The sequence below is a fragment of the Streptomyces sp. NPDC005863 genome (assembly GCF_042871345.1).
In the GTDB taxonomy this organism is placed as follows: Bacteria; Actinomycetota; Actinomycetes; order Streptomycetales; family Streptomycetaceae; genus Streptomyces.
Genome location: NZ_JBIAII010000005.1, coordinates 41,171 through 55,545, shown reverse-complemented (window position 1 = coordinate 55,545; position 14,375 = coordinate 41,171). Strand labels below are relative to the sequence as shown.

General features: G+C 70.6%; 16 protein-coding genes. 11 read left to right on the top strand and 5 right to left on the bottom strand.

Features of this window, described 5'->3' with window-relative positions; all coding sequences use genetic code 11:
- Nucleotides 1-57: 57 nt before the first annotated feature.
- Together ACFYO9_RS19440 and ACFYO9_RS19435 are read left to right on the top strand one after the other, a co-directional pair.
- Nucleotides 58-1,299: an SAV2148 family HEPN domain-containing protein gene (locus tag ACFYO9_RS19440; RefSeq protein WP_358706296.1), complete on the top strand. Its 1,242-nt coding sequence runs from the start codon at nucleotides 58-60 to the stop codon at nucleotides 1,297-1,299.
- Between the two features lie 90 nt (nucleotides 1,300-1,389).
- Entirely contained in the window at nucleotides 1,390-2,094 is a 705-nt protein-coding gene (locus tag ACFYO9_RS19435) for a 3'-5' exonuclease (RefSeq protein ID WP_358775136.1), read from the top strand.
- A gap of 46 nt (nucleotides 2,095-2,140) precedes the next feature.
- On the opposite strand, the gene ACFYO9_RS19430 is transcribed toward ACFYO9_RS19435, so the two are convergent.
- On the bottom strand, nucleotides 2,141-3,004 hold the full coding sequence (locus ACFYO9_RS19430) for an aminoglycoside phosphotransferase family protein (RefSeq protein WP_358775134.1): 864 nt from the start codon (nucleotides 3,002-3,004) through the stop codon (nucleotides 2,141-2,143).
- A 171-nt stretch (nucleotides 3,005-3,175) separates the two neighbouring features.
- Between ACFYO9_RS19430 and ACFYO9_RS19425 the strand changes: the two genes are divergently transcribed.
- From ACFYO9_RS19425 to ACFYO9_RS19415, 3 genes are read left to right on the top strand one after another with little or no spacing between them, the layout of a single operon-like run.
- A complete protein-coding gene (locus tag ACFYO9_RS19425; protein WP_355805244.1) occupies nucleotides 3,176-4,099 on the top strand; it encodes a sugar ABC transporter permease in 924 nt (307 codons plus the stop codon).
- Nucleotides 4,096-4,932, top strand: a complete 837-nt coding sequence (locus ACFYO9_RS19420; protein ID WP_388666437.1) for a carbohydrate ABC transporter permease — start codon at nucleotides 4,096-4,098, stop codon at nucleotides 4,930-4,932. The genes ACFYO9_RS19425 and ACFYO9_RS19420 overlap by 4 nt, the downstream gene beginning before the upstream one ends.
- The gene (locus ACFYO9_RS19415) at nucleotides 4,932-6,227 is read left to right on the top strand and encodes a sugar ABC transporter substrate-binding protein (RefSeq protein WP_358775132.1); all 1,296 of its coding nucleotides are present in this window, start codon (nucleotides 4,932-4,934) and stop codon (nucleotides 6,225-6,227) included. The genes ACFYO9_RS19420 and ACFYO9_RS19415 overlap by 1 nt, the downstream gene beginning before the upstream one ends.
- A gap of 32 nt (nucleotides 6,228-6,259) precedes the next feature.
- Here ACFYO9_RS19415 and ACFYO9_RS19410 read toward each other — a convergent pair whose 3' ends face one another.
- From ACFYO9_RS19410 to ACFYO9_RS19400, 3 genes are all read right to left on the bottom strand, one after another.
- On the bottom strand, nucleotides 6,260-6,493 hold the full coding sequence (locus ACFYO9_RS19410; RefSeq protein WP_358775130.1) for a helix-turn-helix transcriptional regulator: 234 nt from the start codon (nucleotides 6,491-6,493) through the stop codon (nucleotides 6,260-6,262).
- Complete coding sequence (locus tag ACFYO9_RS19405; protein WP_358775128.1) at nucleotides 6,493-7,092, bottom strand: DUF2975 domain-containing protein; 600 nt, start codon at nucleotides 7,090-7,092, stop codon at nucleotides 6,493-6,495. Before ACFYO9_RS19405 ends, ACFYO9_RS19410 begins: the two co-directional genes overlap by 1 nt.
- Nucleotides 7,093-7,163: 71 nt before the next feature.
- Entirely contained in the window at nucleotides 7,164-8,237 is a 1,074-nt protein-coding gene (locus ACFYO9_RS19400) for a hypothetical protein (RefSeq protein WP_358775126.1), read from the bottom strand.
- A 189-nt stretch (nucleotides 8,238-8,426) separates the two neighbouring features.
- Between ACFYO9_RS19400 and ACFYO9_RS19395 the strand changes: the two genes are divergently transcribed.
- The 6 genes from ACFYO9_RS19395 (at nucleotide 8,427) to ACFYO9_RS19370 (ending at nucleotide 13,764) form a co-directional block, all read left to right on the top strand.
- On the top strand, nucleotides 8,427-8,840 hold the full coding sequence (locus tag ACFYO9_RS19395; RefSeq protein WP_355806257.1) for a MarR family winged helix-turn-helix transcriptional regulator: 414 nt from the start codon (nucleotides 8,427-8,429) through the stop codon (nucleotides 8,838-8,840).
- A 265-nt stretch (nucleotides 8,841-9,105) separates the two neighbouring features.
- Complete coding sequence (locus ACFYO9_RS19390) at nucleotides 9,106-10,152, top strand: CDP-alcohol phosphatidyltransferase family protein (protein WP_355805258.1); 1,047 nt, start codon at nucleotides 9,106-9,108, stop codon at nucleotides 10,150-10,152.
- Between the two features lie 349 nt (nucleotides 10,153-10,501).
- Complete coding sequence (locus ACFYO9_RS19385) at nucleotides 10,502-11,710, top strand: S8 family serine peptidase (RefSeq protein WP_358775124.1); 1,209 nt, start codon at nucleotides 10,502-10,504, stop codon at nucleotides 11,708-11,710.
- Between the two features lie 73 nt (nucleotides 11,711-11,783).
- Nucleotides 11,784-12,335, top strand: a complete 552-nt coding sequence (locus ACFYO9_RS19380; protein ID WP_358775122.1) for a DUF1697 domain-containing protein — start codon at nucleotides 11,784-11,786, stop codon at nucleotides 12,333-12,335.
- Nucleotides 12,328-12,711 carry a nuclear transport factor 2 family protein gene (locus ACFYO9_RS19375; protein WP_355805266.1) on the top strand — a complete coding sequence of 128 codons (384 nt, stop codon included), beginning with the start codon at nucleotides 12,328-12,330 and terminating at the stop codon, nucleotides 12,709-12,711. The genes ACFYO9_RS19380 and ACFYO9_RS19375 overlap by 8 nt, the downstream gene beginning before the upstream one ends.
- Before the next feature lie 42 nt (nucleotides 12,712-12,753).
- Nucleotides 12,754-13,764: a 2-dehydropantoate 2-reductase N-terminal domain-containing protein gene (locus ACFYO9_RS19370; RefSeq protein ID WP_358775120.1), complete on the top strand. Its 1,011-nt coding sequence runs from the start codon at nucleotides 12,754-12,756 to the stop codon at nucleotides 13,762-13,764.
- Here ACFYO9_RS19370 and ACFYO9_RS19365 read toward each other — a convergent pair.
- Nucleotides 13,751-14,278, bottom strand: coding sequence for a GNAT family N-acetyltransferase (locus ACFYO9_RS19365; RefSeq protein WP_358775118.1), 528 nt, complete (start codon nucleotides 14,276-14,278; stop codon nucleotides 13,751-13,753). The genes ACFYO9_RS19370 and ACFYO9_RS19365 overlap by 14 nt on opposite strands.
- Nucleotides 14,279-14,375 lie beyond the last annotated feature (97 nt).

Below are 14,375 nucleotides of genomic sequence, written 5' to 3'. Positions count from 1 at the left end.
GTACCCTTCCTTGATCGTTGACTGGGGGAGAGTCCGGGGGCGGAAGGCGGTGCGCGGGTGAGCTCGGGTGGGCGGGAGCTGCCCCCTGGTGACGACGGTCACGAGGGGAGCTCCGCCGACGTACCTCCCGGAGCGGTGTCTCTGGCGCGGCCGATGGAGATGGGATCTCAGATCGGACCCGAACTGGACTGGGACGCCGACGCCTGGCGTGAGGTCCGTACGCGCGCACAGCGTGCCGGGCGGGCCTACATCTGGCTGAATCTGGTGGAGCAGCGGCTGCGCGCGGTCGTGGCCGCCGTCCTGCGTCCCGTCTACGAGCCGGTGCACGCCGACGACTGGGTGGTCGCCGCCGCGGGCCCGGCCGGGCAGGAGTGGGTCCAGCGGGCCGTCGCCGTGCGTGAGGTGAGCCGCCGCAAGGGCTATCTCCTCGACCCGGCCGACGACAACGTCCTCAGCTTCCTCACGCTGCCGCAGCTGCGCGAGCTGATGGTGCAGCACTGGCCGTGCTTCGAGCCGTACCTGGACGACCGGCGCGACGTGGAGCTGGCCCTGGACGAGCTGGAGGTCACCCGGAACGTCGTCTCCCGCAACCGCGCCCTGTCCCAGGCGGTCCTCGACCAGGCCGAGCGGGCCTCGGCCCGGCTCCTCGACATGCTGGGCTCCGGCACCGACACGCCGTCCGCGCGGCGGCTGCCCGTCGACGCCGTCGAGGACCTGGTCGGCGACCGGTACGCGGACGTGGTGGGCGTCCACCCGGACCGGGTGCGGCTGCTTCGGCAGTTCCCCGCCGAGGACATCTTCGGCGGCGCCCGCCGCCTCGACGCCATCGGCATAGGCCTCAACCTCCTGGTGCAGAACTTCTCCGGGCGCCGTCTGGTCCGGCTCGCCGAGTCCGGGTGCCGGGTGCGGCTCCTTTTCATCAACCCGGCGAGCAGCGCGGTCAAGCGCCGGGAGCGGGAACTGGGTCTCAAGAAGGGCGAGTTGAGCCGCTCCGTGGAGATGAACATCCTGCACATGCGCCGGGTACGGGCGCGCCTTCGCGACCCGGACGCCTTCGAGATCCAGGTCTTCGACGAGACGCCGCGCTTCACCGCCTACCTGGTCGACGGGGACGGCGCGGACGGCATCGCGGTCGTCCAGTCGTATCTGCGCGGGACGCGCGGGATGGAGGCGCCGGTGCTCGTGCTGCGGGGCGGCAGCCGGGTGGTCAAGTCGGGCGATCCGGGCGAGGGCGGCCTTTTCACGACATACCGCGAGGAGTTCGAACTGGCCTGGGCGGACTCGCGTCCCGTCTCCTGACCGGCCCCGCAGGGTCACGGCCGGATTGTCAGTGGCGCGTGGGATCGTGGTGGTCATTGGGGGAAAGCACCACGAAGAAGGGGGCGGGCCATGGGCTGGCACCAGGAGCTGCTGATCGGTTTCGACCTGGAGACCACGGGGACGGACCCGAGCGAGGCGCGCATCGTCAGCGGCGCGGTGATCGAGGTCAAGGCCGGCGAGACGCTCGGCTACCGCACCTGGCTGGCGGATCCGGGCGTCCCGATCCCCGCCGAGGCGGTCGCCGTGCACGGCATCACCGACGAGCGGGCGGCGGCCGAGGGCCGGCCCGCCGAAGAGGTGGCGGACGCGCTCGCGGACGTCCTCACCTCGTACTGGCAGGCGGGCGTCCCGGTCGTGGCGTACAACGCGGTCTTCGACCTGAGCCTGCTCTCCGCGGAGCTGCGCCGGCACGGCCTGCCGTCACTGCGCGCCCGCCTGGGCGGCGCGGACCCCGCCCCGGTGATCGATCCGTACACCATCGACCGCTCGGTGGACCGCTACCGCAGGGGCAAGCGGAACCTGGAGGCGGTCTGCACGGAGTACGGCGTGGCGCTGGAGTCGGCCCATGACGCGGCGTCCGACGCCCAGGCGGCGGCCCGGCTCGCCGGAGCGATAGCCGACCGCCACCCGAAGGTCGCCTCCCTCGGCCCGGCGGAGCTGCACCGCCGTCAGATCGAGTGGTACGCGGCCTGGGCGGCGGACTTCCAGAACTTCCTGCGCAAGAAGGGGAACGCGGAGGCGGTGGTGGACGGGGTGTGGCCGCTCAGGCCCTGATGAGCGCGGGCTCTCGGACGGCGGCGGCAGAAGCGGAAGGCGGCCCTCAGAAGGGGTACCACCGGACCGTCGCGTCACCGTCCCGCAGGGACGCCACCCGGCGCCGGAACTCCGCCAGTGCCTTGGGGTTGGACGGCGCGTGCTGGGCGACCCACGCGCAGCTGGCCGTCTCCCGGGCGCCCCGCAGCACCGCGCACCCCTCCCACTCCCGCACGTCCCACCCGTAGACCGACACGAACCCGTCGTACGCCTCGGGTGCGAGCCCGTAGCGGTCGCGGGAGAGCGCCATGACGACCAGGTCGTGCTCGCGCAGATCGGCGGAGAAGGTCTCCAGGTCGACGAGGACCGGACCGTCCGGGCCGATCAGGACGTTGCGGGGCAGCGCGTCGCCGTGGATGGGGCCCGGCGCGAGGTGCGGGGTCAGCGCAGCCGATGCCGCCGCGAACCCGTCCCTGCGCGTCCGCAGATACTCCGCGTCCGCCGGGTCGACGGCGTCGCCCGCGAGGCGCAGCCACCGCTCCACGCCGCCGAGCAGTTCGCGGCGCGGCAGTGCGAAGGAGGGCGAGTCCAGGGCGTGCACCTGGCGGATCAGGGCGGCGAGATCGCGCGGCTCGGCGGGGCGTACGGCCTCCGGAAGCCGGTGCCAGAGCGTCACCGGGTGGCCGTCGACCAGCCGGGCCTCGGGCTCGGCGGCCCGTACGGCGGGGACGCCGGCCTTCTCCAGCCAGTCGGCGACGGCCAGTTCGCGCCGTGCCCGGGCGAGGAGTTCGGGGGCGGCGCGGCCGACCTTGACGACGAGGTCGTCGAGGGCGAACACCGCGTTCTCGCCGAGGGCCAACAACCGCGCCCCGCTCGCCGGAACCGTCAGCTCCGCCGCGTCGAGCACGTCCCGCGCCCGTGCCTCATCCATCCCGTGCCTCCCGCACCTGGTGCCCTGTTCGGCCGACAGTCTCCCATTCGCACAGGCCAACCGGCGTGCGCGGGCGCCCGGCTGCTTGACGTATCAGGAGCGCATCAGCACGATGACGGAGGCCGCCCGGGCGGCCGAACCCAGCCGTGCCGCCCGAAGGAGCCGATTCACGTGACAGTGGCGACCGCGACGAAGCGGTCAGCGAGAGGCGCGCCGGGACGCGGAGCCGCGGACCACGGCGCGTGGTTCCTCGTGCTGCCCGCGCTGATCCCGATCCTCGTCCTCAGCGTCGGACCGCTGCTCTACGGCATCGCGCTGGCCTTCACCGACTCCCAGTCCGGCCGCACCCGGCCCACCCAGTGGGTCGGCGCCCTCAACTTCCAGGACCTGCTGCACGACACGCTCTTCTGGGACTCGTTCCGGATCGGGCTGATCTGGGCGTTCGGCGTCACCGTGCCGCAGTTCCTGCTCGCGCTCGGCCTCGCGCTGCTGCTCAACCAGGAGCTGCGTTTCCGCTGGCTGGCGCGGGCGCTGGCGATCATCCCGTGGGCCATGCCCGAGGTCGTCGTCGGCATCATGTGGCGGCTCGTCTACCACCCGGACGCGGGCGTCCTGAACGAGACCCTCGGCAACCTCGGCCTCGGCGACGGCAAGGACTGGCTGACCGGCACGGGCACCGCGCTCCTCGCGGTGATCGTCGTCGGGGTGTGGGCCGGCATGCCGCAGACCACCGTCGCGCTCCTCGCCGGACTGCAGAACACCCCGCGCGAGCTGCACGAGGCCGCCGCGATGGACGGCGCGGGCGCCTGGCGGCGCTTTCGCACCGTCACCTGGCCCGCGATCAGACCGGTCGCGCTCGCCATCACGGCGCTCAACTTTATCTGGAACTTCAACTCCTTCGCCCTGGTCTACGTGCTCACCCAGGGCGGCCCCGGCGGCCGCACCCGCCTTCCCATGCTTTTCGCCTACGAAGAGGCCTTCCGTTACGGCCAGTTCGGCTATGCGGCGGCGATGGGCTGTGTCATGGTCGCGGTGATCTCGGTGATCCTCGCCGTCTACCTCGTGGGCCGCCTGAAGGGAGGTGACGAGGCATGATGCGCACGAAGAAGTCGACGCGCGCCGCGCAGTACCTGGCGCTCGCCTGCTATCTCGTCTTCCTCGCCTTCCCGTTCCTCTGGCTGATCTCCACGGCCTTCAAGCCCGCGCGGGAACTGGGCAGTCTGCACCCGACCTGGATCCCCCATAACCCGACGCTGGAGAACTTCCGGCAGGCCTTCGACGAGCAGCCGCTCCTGCGGGCCGCGGGCAACTCCCTGATCGCCGCCCTCAGCGCCGCCCTGATCGCGGTCGTCATCGCGACCCCCATGGCCTACGTCATCGCCCGGCACCGCAGCCGCGTCGCGAAGGCCGCGACGGGCTGGGTGGTGATCAGCCAGGCGTTCCCGTTCGTCCTCATCATCATTCCGCTCTTCCTGGTCCTGAAGAACCTGCACCTGATCAACTCGCTGGTCGGCCTGATCCTGGTGTACGTGGTGTGGTCGCTGCCGTTCGCGCTGTGGATGCTCGTCGGGTACGTCCGCGCGGTCCCCGCCGAGCTGGAGGAGGCCGCGGCGGTGGACGGCGCGAGCAAGGCGCGCACCTTCGTCTCGGTCGTCGCGCCGCTGCTCGCGCCCGGCATCGTGGCCACCGTGATGTTCTCCTTCATCACCGCGTGGAACGAGTTCTTCTTCGCCCTCGTCCTGCTCAAGACCCCGGAGAAGCAGACCTTGCCGGTCATCCTCAACCGTTTCATCGGCACGGAGGGCGCCGCCGACCTCGGGCCGCTCGCCGCCGCCGCGTTCCTCGCCACCCTCCCCTCGCTGGTCATCTTCGCGATCATCCAGAAGCGGATCACCGGCGGCATGCTGGCCGGGGCGGTGAAGGCCTGATGCGTAAGCGCCCCCGCCTGGTGACCGCCGCGGCCGCGGCCCTCGTCCTGCTGCTCGCCGGCTGCAGCGGCGACTCCGGCGACGACGACGGAAGGATCACCCTTCAGTTCCAGTCGCTGGCCTGGCAGAAGGAGTCCGTCGACGCCAACAAGAAGCTCGTCGCGGAGTGGAACGCCACCCACCCCGACGTCAAGGTCGAGCTCATCCAGGGCAGTTGGGACAGCGTCCACGACCAGCTGCTCACCTCCTTCGAGGGCGGCGAGGCGCCGGACATCATCCACGACGCCTCGGACGACCTCGCCGACTTCGCGTACGGCGGGTATCTCGCGGACATCGGCGACCTGCTGCCGAAGCGGCTGAAGTCCGACATCCCGGAACGGAGCTGGGAGACGGCGACGTTCGACGACGGGATCTACGGCGTGCCGTTCCTCCAGGAGCCGCGTGTCCTGATCGCCAACTCGACGTGGCTGAAGAAGTCGGGGGTGCGCGTTCCGACGCCCGAGAAGCCGTGGAGCTGGCGGGAGTTCCGGACCGTCGCCAAGGAGCTCGGTGACGGCGAGGACGGGAAGTACGGCGTCGCCTGGCCGCTCAAGGAGCCGGTCTCCGCGACGCTCAACCTCTCGATGTCGACCGGCGGCCGGATGTTCCACCGGGGCGCGGACGGCAAGGTCGACGTGCGCTTCGACGCGGCCGACCAGGTCATGCCGCGCACGGTCCACGACCAGGTCAACGTCGACAGGAGCGCGTCGGGCAGCACGCTCGGCATGGGCGGCTCCGACACCCTGCCCGGCTTCTTCGGCGGCAAGTACGCGATGGTCCCGCTCGGCTTCTCGTACCGCCAGCAGATCGTCCAGCAGGCGCCCGAGGGCTTCGACTGGCAGGTGCTCCCGGCGCCGGCCGGCGAGGATGGGCCCACCCAGGGCGTCAGCCCGCAGACCCTGTCCGTAGCCGAGGACAGCCCGCACAAGAAGGAGGCCGTCGAGTTCATCGACTTCTTCCTGCGGCCGAAGAACATGGTGAAACTCGCGCGCGGCGACTGGATGCTGCCGACCGGCAAGGAGGCGCTGAAGGACCCGGCCCTGCGCACCGAGAAGGACGACTGGGCCGTGGGCACTGCCCTCGCCGCGCATCTGCGGCCGGCCCCCGCGCAGACCGTGCGGGGTTACCCGGAGTGGAAGGACAAGGTCGCGACCCCGGCGCTGCAGGAGTACTACAGCGGCGCGATCGACCTCGACGAGCTGCGCGAACGGCTGGTGAAGGACGGCAATCTGGTCCTCGCGAGGTACCAGCGGTAGGACTTTCCGCCCGGATCAGGCCTGCCGGTCGCTCACGCAGGCCCTTCGGGTTCGTGCGTGATCAGATCCCCCGGTTGGCACTCGAGGACGTCGCAGATCTTCGACAGGGTCGAGAAGCGGATGGCCTTGGCCCGCCCGTTCTTGAGCACGGAGAGGTTCACGACGGTGATGCCGACCCGTGCGGACAGTTCGGTCAGGGTCATGCCGCGCTCGGCGAGCAGCCGGTCGAGGTGGATCCGGATCGAGTGGAGCTCCTCATCGGGCATCAGATGGTCCCTTCGAGGTCCTCTCGCATGCGCACGCCCTCGCGCATGACCTTCCCCATGACGACCGCGGCGAGCCCCGCGAGGATGAGCACCATCGACCCGGAGACCTCCGGCCCGGAGCCCACCGTCGGCGCCATGCTCCCGACGAGCCAGGACCGGGACCAGCCGACGACGAGGCCGCACAGCGGCGTGCCCACGGTGACGAACCAGCCGAGCAGGGAGAGCCGGTACGCGACCGCCTCCGTGAACGGCCCCTGTCGCAGCACGGTCTTCAGGAGTACGGAGAAGAGCAGCAGGGCGAGGGCGCCGAACAGCAGCAGGGGTACCGCGTCGCCGACTTCGGCGATCCGCTGGCCTATGGAGGGGTCGTCCTGGCAGAGGCGGGTGGTGCTGCCGGTGGCCGTCACCCCGTGGGCGACGGACAGATGGTCGGCGAGGGGGGCGTTGGCCCAGAAGTCCGTCTTCACGCAGACGGCCCCGTCGTCGAGCAGGTGCGTGACCGCCTTGCCGAGGCCCGCGAGCCCGCAGAGCACCGCCAGGGCAAAGGTGACCGAGGCCAGGGTCCTCGTGAGCCGGGTGTCCATGATGTTCCTCCCCATCGATTTTCGATATGCCCACCGTAGGCGAGCATATCGATATTCGACAAGTCGGCCCGTTCGGGTGCGTGGCGTCAGACCGCCACCGACTCCTCCATCTCCTCTTCCTCGGCCTCCAGTTCGGTGCCGGTGCCGGTGCTGTTGGCTCGCTCCAGGGCGGTGTCACGCCGACGCCGCTCCCACAGTCCCGCGACGCCGACGGTCAGGAGCCCGACGAGCAGCCAGCCGGCCAGCGTCCAGACGTGCGGGGCAAGCCCGTGGCCGCCGAAGTAGAGGTGGCTGCGGATGCCCTCGACGAAGCCCGCGCCGTTCCAGAACGCGTGCAGGGAGCCGAAGAAGCCGTTCTGCAGCTCGGGCCGGAAGAGGCCGCCGGACGTCGTGAAGTTGAGCATCACGAAGAGGACCATCATGGCCAGCGTCGTCCACCGCTTCAGGAAGGTGTGCAGTCCGACGCCGACGAAGAGGATGCCGGCCGCGTACAGCCACGCCATGGCCCACACGCCCCACAGGCCCTGGTGGACCAGGTGGAAGATCGGCCCCGCGAGCGCCGCCCCGATCAGGCTGACGGCGAAGGACACCCCGACGACGAGCCCGGCCCTGGCCCGCATCCGCAGCCCCGCGCCCGCCGCGCCGAGCACCGCCACCGACGCGTAACTGCCGATGCTCACGGCGACGAGCAGGAAGAAGAGGCCCTGCCCCGTGGGGTCGTCGCCGACCGGCGGCGCCACGTCGGTCACCTTCAGCGGCGCGCCCTGTCCGGCTGCGACCGGCGTGAAGATCTTCTGGGCGGCGGTCGCGCTCATGTCGGACCCGGCGGTGGCGACGATCAGCTCGGGCGCCTTCGCGTCCGGCACGAAGGCGCCGGCGATGTCCTGCGCCTTGAGCGCGTCGACGGCCTGGGCGCGGGAGGTGAGGGTGCGCACGTTCAGGGCGTCGCCCGCCTTGTCCTTGACGGTCTGGGCGAGGACCTGGGTCTGCGGACCCGACCCGACGACGGCGATCGGCATGTCGTTCGGCGCGGGCGTGACGAAGGCGCCCATGTAGGCGAGGCCCATGCCGAGGCACATCAGCAGGGGCGTGACCAGGTGGAGCAGGACGTGGCGCAGGGCGGCGCGCGGGCCTGCGGCGGGTTCCGCGGGGGCGGACATGGGGCACTCCGGGGGTTCGGGAGGCGGGCGGCCCGGTCTCCGGGCGACGTCCACCGAGATGGTTGGCATATACAACTCTTTCTTATGTTGTACTGTACAACCATTCCGGAAGAGGGAGAAATCGTGAGCGGTCGAGACGAGCCCCGGCCCGCGGAGCGGGACGACATCGTCGACGTCATCCAGCGGGAGATGACCGCGTTCGCCCGGCGGGCGCGCGCCACCGCCGCCCGGATGCACCCCGAGCTCTCGCTGGTGTCCTTCACGCTGCTCAGCCACCTGGAGGACCAGGGAGGCTGCCGGGCCACGGACCTGGCAGCGCACTACATGCTCGACAAGTCGACGATCAGCCGTCAGGTGGGCGCGCTGGAGAAGGCCGGCCTGGTCGAACGACGGCTGGATCCGGCCGATCACCGGGTGCACGTGCTGCACCTGACCGACCGGGGCGACGAGGTCCTGGCCCAGGTCGGTGACGCCCGTCGCGTCGCGTTCCGTGATCGGCTCGGGGGGTGGAGCGAAGAGGACCTGACGCGCTTCGCCGGATACCTGCTGCGCTACAACGAGGCGGCCGAGGCCGGGGAGGAAGCGGTTTCGGGGGAAAAGTAACCGGGCGCCCGGGGAGGGCAGGGGCCGTGGTCCGGGCGGCTGCCCGAAAGGGCGCCGGGTAACGCTCAGTGACGCGTTTAGGTAACGTCCCGGTCATTCCATAACGCTCAGGTAACGCGGCATCAAGCTGAGAGAGCCATTGACTCGTCCTGAAAGGTTGACCGTTACCCCCGGCCAAAGGTTGCACGGGCCAGATCTTGTTCCTTGGGCAAAGTCCTCCCTAGCGTGAGATGAACTTTCGCCGAACGCCAGGAAGTTGACCCCCATGCGCCGAGACATACCGCCCCTCGCCGAGGTGCGCCGCATCACCGAGAAGAAACGCGACGCGTGGTGGACCGTGTTGCTCGTCGATCCGGTCGCCACGCCGCTCGTGCGGTTCACCGCGATGCGGACGCGGGTCACGCCCAACCAGATCACCTGGGGAGCGTTCCTTCTCGGCCTCGGCTCGGCGGCGTGCTTCGTCCTCGGTGACTGGAAGTGGCTCGCGCTCGGCGCGGTCGTCTACCACTTCAGCTTCATCTTCGACTGCATGGACGGCAAGCTCGCCCGCCTCACCGGGCAGGGCTCCGTCTTCGGCGCGTGGCTGGACTTCGTCTTCGACCGGATCCGCGTCATGGTGTGCGGCGTCGCCCTGATGTGGGGCCAGTACGACCGCACCGGCGACACCCTCTACATCTGGCTCGCGCTCGCCGTCGTCGCCCTCGACACCCTGCGCTACATCAACTCGCTGGAGATCTTCAAGATCCGGCACACCATGCGCAAGCAGATCAAGGCCCGCATGCGGGCCGCGCGCCGCGCGCAGAACCAGGCCGAGCTCGCCTTCATGGAGGACCTGCTGCGGGACAACCCGTCGGCGGACATCGAGCAGGACCTCCAGCGGGCCGCGGGCGAGGCGCCGTACGCGCAGCCGGGCGAGGCCACGTACGGGCAGCCGGACGGCACGGCCTACGGGGAGTCCGGCGAGGTGCTCGAAGGGGCGGCGGTCGAGGGGGAGCTCGCCCCGGCCCCCAAGCCGCAGGTGATCGACCTGCACCAGGAGTTCCGCCGGAAGTTCCCCGCGTATCTGCGGGCGCGTTCCTTCCTGCTGCGCCACCGCATCCGCGCGCACCTGGTGAGCGGCATCGAATTCCAGATGGGCGTTTTCATGATCGGCCCGCTCTTCGACGTGGTGATGCCCGCGACGATCGTCTCCGGCGCGCTCCTTCTGGTCTTCGAACTCGCCATCATCTACAAACTGTTGCTTTCGACCCGGGATTTCACCCGGACCATCGACTCCTTCGAGGCGGAGCAGCAGGTCGTCACCGCGGCCTGAGCGACACATCACGCACCATGGGGCGGGCCGGAATTCTCCGGCCCGCCCCATGGTGCGTGTGGGGCGCAAAACGCTTGCTGTTACCGGGAGTTGAGGGGTTTGTGGGGCAGGATGTCCACTTCCGGTGTGACAGATCCGGTTTGTTATTACGGAACCTTGTTGAACAAGTCACAGCTGTATGAAGGTATTGATCTGCGCCCGTCAATCAGACAGGGTTTCGTCCCAACACCCGGAGATCTTCCGGCCGTCAAGGGGCGTCGCAAGGAACTTGTTGCCGCGGCGAACCTTCGGCGGAACAGCTGAATACCCCCCACATCCCCCCACATGCACCACGAGGAGACCCCTCTTCATGGCAACTCACAAGCGTGCCCGCACGATGAAGCTCACCGCGGCGATAGCCACCGCCGCGACCGCGGTCGGCGTGACCGTCTTCGCCACCTCCTTCGCCGGCGCGGCCACCCCCGCCGAGGGCAAGGTCTTCGGCGCCGACGCCAAGGGCGCAGTCGCCGGCAGCTACATCGTGATGCTCGACGAGAAGGCCGACAAGGACACCAAGTCCGACCTGGCCGAGGAGTACGGCGGCGCCCTCAAGCGCAACTACTCCTCCGCCATCAACGGCTTCTCCGCCAAGGGCCTGAGTGAGACCGAGGCCAGGCGCCTCGCCGCCGACCCGGCCGTCGGCAAGGTCGTCCAGTCGAAGAAGTTCTCCATCGACGCCACCCAGGACAACCCGCCGTCCTGGGGCCTGGACCGCATCGACCAGGCGGACACCGCCGGCGACAAGAAGTACACCTACCCCGACGCCGCAGGCGAGGGCGCCACCGCGTACGTCATCGACACCGGTGTCCGGATCAGCCACAAGGACTTCGGCGGCCGCGCCACCTCCGGCTTCGACGCCATCGACAACGACGACAACGCCGACGACGGCAACGGCCACGGCACGCACGTCGCCGGCACCATCGCCGGTGAGGCGCACGGCGTCGCCAAGAAGGCGAAGATCGTCGCCGTCCGCGTCCTGGACGACCAGGGCTCCGGCACCACCGAGCAGGTCGTCGCGGGCATCGACTGGGTCACCAAGAACCACAAGGGCCCCTCCGTCGCCAACATGAGCCTCGGCGGCGGCGCGGACGAAGCGCTCGACGCGGCCGTCCAGAAGGCCATCGACGCGGGCGTCACCTTCGCGGTGGCCGCGGGCAACGAGTCGACCGACGCCTCGAAGGGCTCCCCGTCCCGCGTGAAGGACGCCATCACGGTCGCCTCCTCCACCAAGGACGACGAGCAGTCGGACTTCTCCAACTACGGCCCCGTCGTGGACATCTACGCCCCCGGCTCGGACATCACGTCCGACTGGAACACCGGCGACGACGCCACCAACACCATCTCCGGCACGTCGATGGCCACCCCGCACGTCGTGGGCGCCGCCGCCGTCTACGTGGCGGGCCACCCGGACGCCAAGCCCGCGGACGTCGCCAAGGCGCTGACCGACGGCGCCACCCCGGACAAGATCTCCAACCCGAGCGAGGGCACGCCCAACAAGCTCCTGAAGGTCGTCGAGTAGTCCTCGCGACCCGCTGAGCCGCGGCCGTCGTGCCCACCCCCACGGGGCACGACGGCCGCTCTATCGTGTCCGCATGGCGATCAAGACATACGCGGCGCTGCTGCGCGGCATCAATGTGGGCGGCCACAAGAAGGTGCCGATGGCCCAGCTGCGCACCCTCCTGGAAGGCCTCGGCCACGGCGGCGTGCAGACGTATCTGCAGAGCGGCAACGCCGTCTTCACCGCGGACCACGGCGACGAGGAGTCGCTGGCCGCCGAGGTGCGGACGGCGATCGAGGAGAGCTTCGGCTTCGCCGTCGACGTGCTGGTGCGCGACGGCGCGTATCTGCGGGCGGTGATGGACGCCTGCCCGTTCCCCGCCGCCGACCTGGCGGCGAAACAGCTGCACGCCACCTACTTCTCCGCCCCCGTCGACCCCGGCCGCTTCGCCTCCCTCGACCAAGAGGCGTACCTGCCCGAGGAGTTCAGACTCGGCGACCGCGTACTCTACCTGTACGCACCCGACGGACTCGGACGCTCCAAACTCGCCGAACAGCTGGCCAGGCCCGGCCTGAACAAGGGCATCGTCGCCACCAGCCGCAACTGGAACACCGTCACCCGGCTCGTGGAGATGACCCGTGACTGACCGCGCGCCCACGGACCCCACCCGCACCCCCGCCGTCGAGGCGGCCGTCGAGGGCGAACTGCGCCTCCTCGACCCCGAGGTGCGGGCCTCGCCCGAGCTCTTCGGGGCGCTCCTGCACCCGGAGTTCACCGAGATCGGCGCCTCCGGCAGGCGATGGGACCGCGCCTCGATCGTCGAGGTCCTCACGGCGGACCCCGTCGGCCGCCCCACCACGACCTCCCGGATGCGGGGCGTCCAACTCGCCGACGACCTGGTCCAGCTGACCTTCGACACGGACGACAACGGCCGCCGCGCGCACCGCAGTTCGCTGTGGCGGCGTACCGAGGACGGCTGGCGGCTCTGGTTCCATCAGGGCACGCTCTTCCACGAGGACTGACGTTCCTGGTCAGCGGGGCCCCGATGTGCGAGGCTCGGACCCGTGCGCTACATCATCATCGGAGCAGGGGCGGTCGGCGGCAGCGTGGGCGGGCGGCTCGCCGAGGCCGGACATGACGTGGTGCTCGTCGCGCGAGGCGCTCACGCGGCGGCACTGCGCGGCGGCGGACTGCGCCTGCACACCCCCGAGGGCATCGGCGTCCACCGCGTCCCCGTCGTCGAACACCCCGAGGAGCTGGGGGAGTTGCGCGCCGACGACGTGCTGTTCCTGGCCGTCAAGACGCAGGACGCGGTGGCGGCCCTGGACGCCTGGGGCGGCCGCCCGGTGGCCGGCGGCGGCACGGCGGCCGAGACGCTCCCGCTGGTCTGCGCGCAGAACGGCGTCGAGAGCGAACGCATCGCCCTGCGCCGTTTCCGGCACGTGTACGGCGTCTGCGTCTGGCTGCCCGCCTCGCACACGGAACCGGGCGCGGTCTCCGCACCCTGCGCCCCCTGGACCGGCATCCTGCACCTGGGCCGCTACCCGGCGGGCACCGACGAGACCGCCGCCCGGATCGCCGCCGACCTGGAGAAGTCCCGGATCCTCGCCCCCGTCGTCCCCGACGTGCTGCGCTGGAAGTACGCGAAGCTCCTGTCCAACCTGGCCAACGCCGTCGAGGCCGCCACCGGACCGATCACCGAAGAATCGGCCAAGGACCTGTACGCGCGGGCCCGCGCCGAGGGCGAGGCCGCCTTCACCGCGGCCGGGATCGCCTGGGCGGACGAGGCGGAACAGCGGGAGGCCCGCGGCGACCGCATCAGCCTCCAGCCCCTCGACGGCTCCCCGCGCGGCGGAGGCTCCTCCTGGCAGAGCCTGGACCGCGGCACGGGCAGCATCGAGGCCGACTACCTCAACGGCGAGATCTCCCTGCTCGGACGGGTGCACGGGGTGCCGACACCGGTGAACGACGCCCTGCGGCGCGTGGCGAACACGCTCGCGCGCGAGCGCAGGGCCGCCGGTTCCATGACGGTGGCGGAACTGGTGCGCGAGGTCGACGGGCTCACTCCCCGGTAGGTGGCGCGGGCAGCCGCGAGGTGAGCTGCAGGGTGATCCGGCCGTTCTCCTCGGTGATCTGGCGGCCCTGTGTGTACCCGAGGCGCTTGAGCACGGAGAGGGAGGGCGCGTTCTCCGAGTCCACGGTCGCGTGCACCTCGGTCAGGCCCAGGGTCTCGTGCCCGTACGAGGTGAGCAGCCGCGCGAGCTCCGTGCCGAGCCCGAGGCCCCAGCTCGCCCGGTTCAGGCCGTAGACGATCTCGTGGCCGTCGAGCCAGGACTCGGGGGAGGGCTTGACCTCGGCGTGCCCGACATAGCGCCCCTCGTGCCGGACCGCCCAGACGGGGAAGCGTTCCTCCGCGTAGATCAGGGTGAATATCCGGCCGAACAGGGCGCGGTCCTCCGCCGCGCTCTGCATGCCGTCGCCGAACCAGCGGCCCACCGTTTCGTCCTGGAAGAGCGCGACGAAGTCCGCCTCGTCGGAGGCGACGTAGGGCGAGAGGACAAGGCGTTCGGACCACAGTTCGGGAGTCATCCGCGTGACGGTAAAGGGGCGGCGCCTCCCGCGGCAAGCGTTTTCACCGTGAGGGTGCCCATCACCGTGAGGGTGCCCATCACCGTGAGGGTGCCCA

Bases quoted from the DNA above. Each gene is read 5' to 3' on its own strand.
- ACFYO9_RS19435 (WP_358775136.1), top strand. From the start codon at position 1,390: ATGGGCTGGCACCAGGAGCTGCTGATCGGTTTCGACCTGGAGACCACG.
- ACFYO9_RS19430 (WP_358775134.1), bottom strand. From the start codon at position 3,004: ATGGATGAGGCACGGGCGCGGGACGTGCTCGACGCGGCGGAGCTGACG.
- ACFYO9_RS19420 (WP_388666437.1), top strand. From the start codon at position 4,096: ATGATGCGCACGAAGAAGTCGACGCGCGCCGCGCAGTACCTGGCGCTC.
- ACFYO9_RS19415 (WP_358775132.1), top strand. From the start codon at position 4,932: ATGCGTAAGCGCCCCCGCCTGGTGACCGCCGCGGCCGCGGCCCTCGTC.
- ACFYO9_RS19410 (WP_358775130.1), bottom strand. From the start codon at position 6,493: ATGCCCGATGAGGAGCTCCACTCGATCCGGATCCACCTCGACCGGCTG.
- ACFYO9_RS19405 (WP_358775128.1), bottom strand. From the start codon at position 7,092: ATGGGGAGGAACATCATGGACACCCGGCTCACGAGGACCCTGGCCTCG.
- ACFYO9_RS19400 (WP_358775126.1), bottom strand. From the start codon at position 8,237: ATGTCCGCCCCCGCGGAACCCGCCGCAGGCCCGCGCGCCGCCCTGCGC.
- ACFYO9_RS19395 (WP_355806257.1), top strand. From the start codon at position 8,427: ATGACCGCGTTCGCCCGGCGGGCGCGCGCCACCGCCGCCCGGATGCAC.
- ACFYO9_RS19390 (WP_355805258.1), top strand. From the start codon at position 9,106: ATGCGCCGAGACATACCGCCCCTCGCCGAGGTGCGCCGCATCACCGAG.
- ACFYO9_RS19385 (WP_358775124.1), top strand. From the start codon at position 10,502: ATGGCAACTCACAAGCGTGCCCGCACGATGAAGCTCACCGCGGCGATA.
- ACFYO9_RS19380 (WP_358775122.1), top strand. From the start codon at position 11,784: ATGGCGATCAAGACATACGCGGCGCTGCTGCGCGGCATCAATGTGGGC.
- ACFYO9_RS19365 (WP_358775118.1), bottom strand. From the start codon at position 14,278: ATGACTCCCGAACTGTGGTCCGAACGCCTTGTCCTCTCGCCCTACGTC.